General features: G+C 55.8%; 9 protein-coding genes. 2 read left to right on the top strand and 7 right to left on the bottom strand.

All coding sequences use genetic code 11. The features are described 5' to 3' along the window. From queC to VFU50_19080, 4 genes are all read right to left on the bottom strand, one after another. Positions 1–605, bottom strand: a 605-nt coding sequence (gene queC / locus VFU50_19095; GenBank protein ID HEU5234971.1) for a 7-cyano-7-deazaguanine synthase QueC, incomplete at its 3' end; no start/stop codon positions are given. 173 nt (positions 606–778) lie between these two features. Next, complete coding sequence (locus VFU50_19090; GenBank protein HEU5234970.1) at positions 779–3,418, bottom strand: molybdopterin cofactor-binding domain-containing protein; 2,640 nt, start codon at positions 3,416–3,418, stop codon at positions 779–781. Positions 3,419–3,421: 3 nt separating this feature from the next. After that, a complete protein-coding gene (locus tag VFU50_19085) occupies positions 3,422–3,934 on the bottom strand; it encodes a (2Fe-2S)-binding protein (GenBank protein HEU5234969.1) in 513 nt (170 codons plus the stop codon). Between the two features lie 58 nt (positions 3,935–3,992). Then, positions 3,993–4,898: a LysR family transcriptional regulator gene (locus VFU50_19080; protein ID HEU5234968.1), complete on the bottom strand. Its 906-nt coding sequence runs from the start codon at positions 4,896–4,898 to the stop codon at positions 3,993–3,995. A gap of 138 nt (positions 4,899–5,036) precedes the next feature. Here VFU50_19080 and VFU50_19075 point away from each other — a divergent pair, with 138 nt between their 5' ends. Next, the gene (locus VFU50_19075; GenBank protein ID HEU5234967.1) at positions 5,037–5,354 is read left to right on the top strand and encodes a hypothetical protein; all 318 of its coding nucleotides are present in this window, start codon (positions 5,037–5,039) and stop codon (positions 5,352–5,354) included. Positions 5,355–5,415: 61 nt separating this feature from the next. Here the strand turns inward: VFU50_19075 and VFU50_19070 are convergent, their stop codons facing one another. Continuing rightward, a complete protein-coding gene (locus tag VFU50_19070) occupies positions 5,416–6,165 on the bottom strand; it encodes a copper homeostasis protein CutC (GenBank protein HEU5234966.1) in 750 nt (249 codons plus the stop codon). Between the two features lie 499 nt (positions 6,166–6,664). Here VFU50_19070 and VFU50_19065 point away from each other — a divergent pair, with 499 nt between their 5' ends. Beyond that, a complete protein-coding gene (locus tag VFU50_19065; protein ID HEU5234965.1) occupies positions 6,665–6,865 on the top strand; it encodes a helix-turn-helix domain-containing protein in 201 nt (66 codons plus the stop codon). Between the two features lie 68 nt (positions 6,866–6,933). On the opposite strand, the gene VFU50_19060 is transcribed toward VFU50_19065, so the two are convergent. Both VFU50_19060 and VFU50_19055 read right to left on the bottom strand, forming a co-directional pair. Beyond that, positions 6,934–7,785, bottom strand: coding sequence for an inositol monophosphatase family protein (locus tag VFU50_19060; protein ID HEU5234964.1), 852 nt, complete (start codon positions 7,783–7,785; stop codon positions 6,934–6,936). Then, positions 7,782–8,027 (bottom strand): RNA chaperone Hfq (locus VFU50_19055; protein HEU5234963.1); only part of this gene is annotated, 246 nt, incomplete at its 5' end. The genes VFU50_19055 and VFU50_19060, both read right to left, overlap by 4 nt.

Genomic DNA, 8,027 nt, shown 5'->3' with positions numbered 1-8,027 from the left:
GGAGAGGGGTCGTAACAGCTCGTGGTCATGGAATAATCCACTCCAAGCCTGCTTCCTTCGCGAATAATCTGCGCTTTCGTCATTTGAATCAGCGGAGCATGGATCGTAAATCTCTGCCCTTCGACACCAGCCTTGGTTGCGAGATTCGCCAGAGTCTCGAAGCCTTCAATGAACTCAGGACGGCAATCTGGATATCCGCTGTAATCAAGCGCGTTCACACCGACAAAAATGTCGAACGAAGCGATGGTCTCGGCCACGCCGAGAGCGAACGACATAAAAATGGTATTTCGTGCCGGAACATACGTAATAGGAATGCCCTCCGACATTTGATCGTGCGATCGATTTTTTGGAACGTCGATGTCTCCGGTCAGCGCTGAACCGCCAAACTGGCGCAGATCAAAAGAGATGATGGAATGCTTCGCTCCAAAGCTCTGCGCGATTTGTTGCGCCGCCTTGAGCTCGACGCGATGCCGCTGGCCGTAGTCGAAGCTCAAGGCATGGAGCTCAAAGCCGAGTTCGCGCGCGATCGCGAGAACGGTGGCAGAGTCGAGTCCACCGCTAAGGAGGATGACTGCTCTCTTTGTCGCAGCTAAATGCAAGTTCACCGGCGTTAACGCGGAGCCGGCCTCCCTCGGCCGGGTTTTCGGGAATTTCGTGATTCCCTGATTGGCATTTTCGTGATTCCTCTCACAAGTGGAATCGAGAACTACCGAGTCGTGAAAAGGCTACGCCAAAACCCGGCCGAGGGCGGCCGGCTCCACATTTCCTCGTCATGGTCTTAGCCGACTCTCGATGGATCGGCAGGATGGCGCATCGGTCCGCGTCCTTTGAACCAGAGCGCTCCACCGTGCTCCCGGAAACTGCTTGGATGGACGGGATCATCGCCGCGGGTGAGATCCTGTTTCTTCGCAGCATCGCGAGCCTTGATTGCGGCGAGTACTCGATCCGGTGTGAATGGAGCTTCGCGCAGACGAATGCCTACGGCGTCAAAGATCGCGTTTGCAATGGCGGGAATGCATGCGGCCAGCGAACCTTCACTCGCTTCCTTCGCTCCGAAGGGACCTTCCGGATCTATGCTCTCGACGATATAGCTGATGACCTCTGGTGATTCCACAGCAGAGGGGGATTTGTATTCGAGCAGGCCAGGATTCATCAGCAGCCCATCTTTCCAGACCATTTCTTCCTGCATCGCTTGACCTAGTCCCATCCACACTGAGCCGATCACTTGTCCTTCGACCGAAGTGGGATTCAGCGCGCGTCCGCAGTCGTGGGCTGCCCAGACTTTGTGGACCGTGACTTCGCCGGTTTCTTCGTCGACGCTCACTTCCGCTACTTGAGCCGAATAGGAGTACGCCGGAGACGGCCCCACGCCCGCGCCTTTGTGTTTGCCACCGCGAGCTTCGGCAGGCGGCGCATAGGAACCAGTGCCGGTGAGCGCGCCACTGAAGTCGATCGCAGCAACGACGGCCTCTTCGAATGACATATGTTCCTTCGGGCCTTCGTCTCGGCGCTTTTGCTGAACTGAGTTGCGCAGAATCTGACCATCGACTCGTCCAGATACAGTAGGCTCCGGAGGCACACTGCCTCGGATCATCCCGTGTGCAGAGCCAGACTGCTGCCTAGTTGCGTCCGAGCCGGCCGGGCCTCTCGGCGTATCTTTGTCCTCGAGTACTTCCGCAGCGCTCTTCTCTCCCGAAACGGAATTCACTCCTATCTTGCGGACGTGATCGCCGCGCATGATGACATCTTCAGACGCACAGGCCATCTTGCGAGCGGCTGCGGTGACAATCTTTACCTTCACCTCTTCGGCTGCGCGCATTGCGGCGTTGCCGTTCATGAAAGTCACGCGACTTGAATAAGAACCGATGTCGACGGGAGTGAGATCGGTATCCGCGGCAACAACCTTCACGCGTGCGAGATTACAGCCGAGGACCTCGGCGACGATCTGCGCGACCATCGTGTCGGAGCCCTGACCGATATCTGAGGCCCCGGTATACACAATCACGCCGCCATCACGATCGATTTTGATGTTGACCGTGGAGTGCGGCATGTCGGAGCGAATGATGGAATTTGCGGCGCCGCTCACGTAATGGCTGCACCCCATGCCCAGTCCGCGACCGCGTCCAAGTTTGCCTTTGCGCTCGTTCCAGCGAGATCCTTGGAGAACCTTATCGATGCACTCCGGCAGGCCGTAGCTCTGCACGCGCAGTCCATTCACGGTGATGCACGGCGGCTTCAGCAAGTTGATACGTCGAACCTCCGCCGGATCCATGCCGATGGCTGCGGCAAGCTCATCCAGTTGCGACTCGAAGGCGAATCGGACATTTACGGTTCCATGCCCGCGCATCGCGCCGCACGCGGGCTTGTTCGTCAATACGCGATAGCCATCGAAGCGGATGTTGGGAATGTCATAAAGAGCTCCCAGCAGCGCTCCCGAATAAAGGATGGTTACGACACCATAGGAGCAATACGCGCCGCCATCTTGAATGACTCGTGCTGCTACCGCATCAACCCTGCCGTCGCGTCTGATTCCTGTTTTGAGATCGACAATCGTGCGCGGGCGTCCGCGATGCGCCCAGAAGACTTCCTCTCGCGTGTATGTGATCTTCACCGGAGCTTTTGCTTTCCGGGCCGCTACAGCAGCGATGATCTCGAGCGGAATAACCTCGCTCTTACCTCCAAAGCCACCACCGACGAGCGGTTTGATGACGCGAATCTGCGCCATCGGGATGCCGAGCACGATTGAAAGTTTGTGCTGAAGGTAGTAAGGCACCTGCGTCGACGACCAGACGGTCAGCCGGCCAGCTTGCCCGGTTTGGGGATCGAAGTCGAAGCCGGCGAGCGTGGAGTGCGGCTCCATCGCCGCATGTGTAACTTCATTCGCGAGATAACGGCCTTCAATAATGTGGGCGGCTTCGCGAAAGCCCTGCTCTGGATCGCCGAAGATGTGGTGATAATCCTTCTCGAGATTGTTCGCCTTTTCCGCGTGGATGAGATCGGAAGTCGCCTTCATCGACTCTTCGGGATCGAAGTACGCGGGCAATGGCTGATACTCGACCTCGATCAACTCGAGCGCCTGTTCTGCAATCGATTCCGATTCAGCTACTACGCAGGCGACGTTATCGCCCACGTAGCGGACCTTGTCCACGACAAGCGCAGTTTCATCGTGTCCAACCGGAAGAATGCCGTACTTGTTCGGGGCGTCGTCGCCTGTAACTATGGCAATCACGCCATCCAGCGCGAGAGCACGCCGGGCGTCGATACGCTTAATAGTGGCGTGCGGATATGGCGAGTGCAGGATTTTCCCGATCAGCATGCCCGGAACAGAGAGATCGTCGGCGTACTTCCCCGCTCCCGTGGTTTTTCCGGCGGAGTCGATCAGGGCAACTGGTTTTCCGATAACTGAGAACTCTGACATTTGTTATCGCTTGCTCGCGGCAATGCCTTCTTGCTCAGCGCGGACCGCCGCTTTAATTGCTTGATACATCTGCGTGTATCCGGTACATCTGCACAAATTGCCGCTTAGCGCGTGGCGAATGTCTTCGTCGTTGGGATCGGGATTACGTTCAAGTAGTGCTTTAACAGTCATAATGAATCCCGGCGTGCAGTATCCGCATTGTGCACCACCCCATTCACCATATGCCTTCTGAATTGCCGCCATGGCTCCGTGCTCTGCGACTCCCTCGACGGTGGTGATCTCCGGACCAATGCCTTCTTCGTCTGCTGCTACTGAGAGTGTAACGATGGTGCAGGAGAGCATTGGAATTCCGTCCACAAGAACGGTACACGCACCGCACGAGGAGTCGTCGCAGCCGCGTTTCGATCCGGTGAGTTCGAGCTCTTGGCGCAGAGTGTCGAGTAGCAGCTGTGAAGGTTCTATTGCGAGTTCACGCTGCCTGCCGTTCACTCGCAGCTCAGCCAATTCCTTTTTCATGAGTCAGCTCTAGCATAGCTGACTGCGAACGCGTGAAGAAATGATTGGGCGGGGAATCCTAGCTGGCCTTGTGATCAGAGGTCGAGCGCAACGACTGATGGGCCACTTCAACGAAGGCCATAGCGGCGCGGGGTAGAGTGCGATCTTTGCGGTACACCAGCCCCAACTCACGCTTGAGCTTGAGATCCTTGATTGGGATTAATCGGAGACGCCCTGCCTGGACGTCGTCTTGGGCGAAGGTAGTACTGATAACGGATGCACCAAAGCCCCCAGCAACAAACTGCTTAATGAGCGTGATGCTACCCAGTTCCATGGAGATGCGCAGGCGGTCGCGGAACGGATTGAACATTCTCTCAAGCGCCTGGCGGGTCGATCCGGTTTTAGGAAAGATTAGCGGCACCTCGGCGATTTCAGACAGGGTAACGACCTTTTTGGCCGCGAGCGGGTGACCCGCCTGGATGACGAGTTGGAGCTCATCACGAAAAATCGGGGTAATGCGCAGACACGAGCTCTTTACCGGTAGTGTAACGATTCCGACATCAACCGCCCCCAGCTCTATCTTCTCGATGATCTTGCGGCTGAAGTTCCGATAAACGCTGATCCGAACCGACGAATATTTATTGTGAAACCGCTCGAAAACCTTGGGCAAAACATAGAGAAAGGTCGCTTCGTTGGCACCTATCGAGAGCACGCCGCGGGTTTCTTCGGACGCATGGGAGAGCGCATTGCGGGATTCGTCATGCAGACGAAGCAAGGTCTGCGCATATTGCAGCAAAATCTCTCCAGCCGGCGTGAGTCGGACGGCCTTGCCGGAGCGATCGAAGAGCCGCTGCTGGTAGTCTTCCTCGAGTTGGCGGATCTGTGCGCTGACTGCTGGCTGGGATCGAAATACTTTCGCCGCTGCGCGCGAGAAGTTCCCTTCTTTCGCCACTTCGACAAAGGTTTTCAGATGATCCAGGTCCACGCCCCACCCAATCCACCGCGCAGATTTGCTTCCATGCTGATTACATCGCGAGTCGAACAGCTTTACCTAATAAGAAAAATCAATCTGCGGGATTGATTTCGCTGATGTTGCTACATTGGTAAAACTCAGAGGTGAATCATGACAAACCGACTCGCTTGTATCTGCGCGATTTTACTCAGCACAACTGCGCCTGCTCCCGGTCAAACGAACCAGGATTCAAATGCGAAAACTACATCTGGCGCCCGCCCAAGTGCGGCCATCCAACAACCGGTCGATTTAAAGAGCGATCTCCAAAAAATGCGTGTCCTGATCGAGCAGATGCAGCGGAACGTGGCCTTCGTGTCTGCCGGAGATACGCCTTTGAAGCATCAGTTTCAGCTCGAGATTGAAATGTGGCAGCTCCTTCTGCGGGACATGGATCGCAAAATAGACGAGAGCGGAATGGCAACTCGTTGACCTCGCGCCGTTCCCTCGCGCAGGCACGAACCCTACAGATTGGGATCGAACTGGTGGGATTTCAGAGCCCCTCAGCTTGTTCCACCAAACGGCGCACGTCCTGTTCCTGAACCACAACTCGTTCAAATTCGCTGTGTGCTTTTCCAAATGAGACTGTCTCATTTCGAAACTGCATAGGACCAGTCACGACAGTCCGGAGACCGGCATGCACTTCTCTGACTCCGGTCTGCTGAATGACGGCTCTTACGTTTCTTGGGCGAATGCCTCCGGCTGCCATGATCGAGACCTGCTCCCCTGCTTGCCTCACCAATGATGCCAGAACCGGAATTCCTTCCGATGCCAGGGCTGCGCCTCCTGAGGTAAGTGCTCGGTCTGCTCCACAAGCGATTACATCGTTCAGAGCAGTCAAAAGGTCCCTGCACATGTCAATTGCACGGTGGAAGGTTACCGACATGGGACGCGCGGCCTCCGCCAACTCCCGTGTGAGTTCCACATTGACACTTCCTTCGGGATTGAGGGTTCCCAATACCACACCGTCAACTCCCATTCGCTTTGCGGCGGCTATGTCGCGAAGCATTACCTCTTGCTCCTCGTCGGAGTAGCAGAAGTCGCCGCCGCGGGGACGGATGATCACGTGCAATGGGATTTTCAGCTGATCGCGAACGACGGCGATCAGTCCCTCGCTTGGCGTCACCCCTCCTTCAAGTGGATCGCTAAACAACTCGACGCGATGCGCCCCGCCGGCCTGGGCCGCCAATGCTGACTGCACTGAGTGCGCAGCAATTTCCACTGTGATTCGCTTTGCAGACATAGAACCGGAATGGAACAGCGTAACTCGGCGTTGCTCCGTCGTAACTTTTCCAGGTTACCTTTCTCAATTAACCATAATGGGAACCAAACACAGAAAGAATTCTATTCACAATTCCAGAATTGCATGTAAACTCTGTGATTCGCTCGACGGATACACAAGCATTCGATATCTTGAGAATAACCGGTTGTGCCACTTTGGTGGCGTGACGAGTTGGTCTTTTGGTTGTTAGAATCATCTTCCCAATTCGGGAGTTAAGGAGATCGCGTTGGATACTGAACAGATTATTCAAGCATTGAAGGCCGAGCGCGACAGAATCGATAGAGCGATCGCGGCGCTCGGGGGTGGAGGAGGCGGTGGAGCCCGTGCTGGACGAGGCGGGGGACGCCGTGGACCTCGGATGATGAGTGCGGAAGCGAGGAGGCGAATCTCCGAAGCGCAAAAGAGACGTTGGGCGGAACAACGAAAGAAGAACAAATCCTAATATCGATGGAAGACAACTATGCCTAAATCAACGAAGAAAAAAGGTTCAGCTTCGCGAGCCTCCGGCGGAGCTGGAAAAATCGTTCCTTTAGCCGTTTTGGAAAAGCAGGCTATCCAAGGCGCATTGAAAGCCACAAACGACGACAAGCTGAAAGCAGCGCGAATGCTTGGCATCGGCAAGACTACGTTATATCGCAAGCTGAAAGAGTACGGCTGGTAATCAAATCCTCGGGAATGCGCTGCTGCAGGCCTCCTGGAGCAGCGCCCACAGGATTTGTGCATCCTGGATCAGCCCAGGTGAGATTTGGCGAACTCAGTTGGGCTAGGCAGCGGTTCCACGCGGCCTCTCATAATGGCCTGCATTTCACTCATCAGTTCTGTGTGAATAAGTCCATTGGTGGCCAGCACGTCGCGACTTACAGCGACGTCAAATCTGGTTCCATCTACATGTGTAAGCTTTCCCCCTGCCTCTTCCACCAATAGTGCGCCTGCCGAAGTGTCCCACGCATTCAAATTGAATTCCCAATAGCCATCGTAACGACCCGAGGCAACGCACGCGAGATCCAGTGCAGCCGATCCGGCACGACGTAATCCGTGAGATTTGAGCGTGAGCTGGTGATAGAAGTGGATGTTCGGATTGAGATGGCGTTTCTTACTGGGAAATCCGGTCCCCAACAAACTCTCGCCCAATGTCCGGGCCTTGGAAACGCGAATCGCTTCACCATTCAAGGTCGCACCGCTTCCCCGCTCAGCAGCGAAGAGTTCGTTCCGCGTCGGATCGTACACAACACCGGCGATCACTTCATTGTTGCGCGCGAGTCCGAGCGAGACACAGAAGACAGGAAAGCCGTGCGCGAAGTTCGTGGTCCCATCGAGAGGATCGACGTACCAGAGACAGTCGCTGGAGCTCTGGGAGCGCGATCCTTCCTCTCCTACGATCCCATGACTGGGAAACGCGGCGCGAAGGCTCTCTACAATGAGCTTCTCAGAAGCGCGGTCGGCCTCTGTTACCACGTCCACTGTTCCCACACCCTTGTACTCGGTCTTCACGCCGCGGTCCAAATACTCGAGCAGCAGCGCGCCGGCACGGCGCGCGATTTCAGAAGCGGTGTTGATGTAATCGGGATGTTGGCTGCTCACAGACGCCCTCGGCGTCCGTTGTCTTCGGCGATGTAGACGATCTCGTGCTTATAGATGAAAAGATTGGGAGCATGCTCGCGCGTCAGCCGGATCATATTGGCGTCGTAATACTCGATCCAGCCACGGATTGATTCTCCACCTGCAAGCTTCACCGTTACGGGCGTTTGTTTCTCGCCAAGCGCCTTCAGGTAAGAACCTTCCATGCCAGTCTCTTCGGGTGGAGCAGCCTTGGATTTTTTTTG

It is taken from the genome of Terriglobales bacterium (genome assembly GCA_035764005.1).
GTDB lineage: Bacteria > Acidobacteriota > Terriglobia > Terriglobales > Acidobacteriaceae > Gp1-AA112.
This window is presented reverse-complemented; position numbering and strand designations above follow the sequence as displayed.

Coding starts and splice junctions, on each gene's coding strand:
- VFU50_19070 (HEU5234966.1), bottom strand. CDS start 6,165: ATGTCTGCAAAGCGAATCACAGTGGAAATTGCTGCGCACTCAGTGCAG.
- VFU50_19075 (HEU5234967.1), top strand. CDS start 5,037: ATGACAAACCGACTCGCTTGTATCTGCGCGATTTTACTCAGCACAACT.
- VFU50_19085 (HEU5234969.1), bottom strand. CDS start 3,934: ATGAAAAAGGAATTGGCTGAGCTGCGAGTGAACGGCAGGCAGCGTGAA.
- VFU50_19090 (HEU5234970.1), bottom strand. CDS start 3,418: ATGTCAGAGTTCTCAGTTATCGGAAAACCAGTTGCCCTGATCGACTCC.
- VFU50_19065 (HEU5234965.1), top strand. CDS start 6,665: ATGCCTAAATCAACGAAGAAAAAAGGTTCAGCTTCGCGAGCCTCCGGC.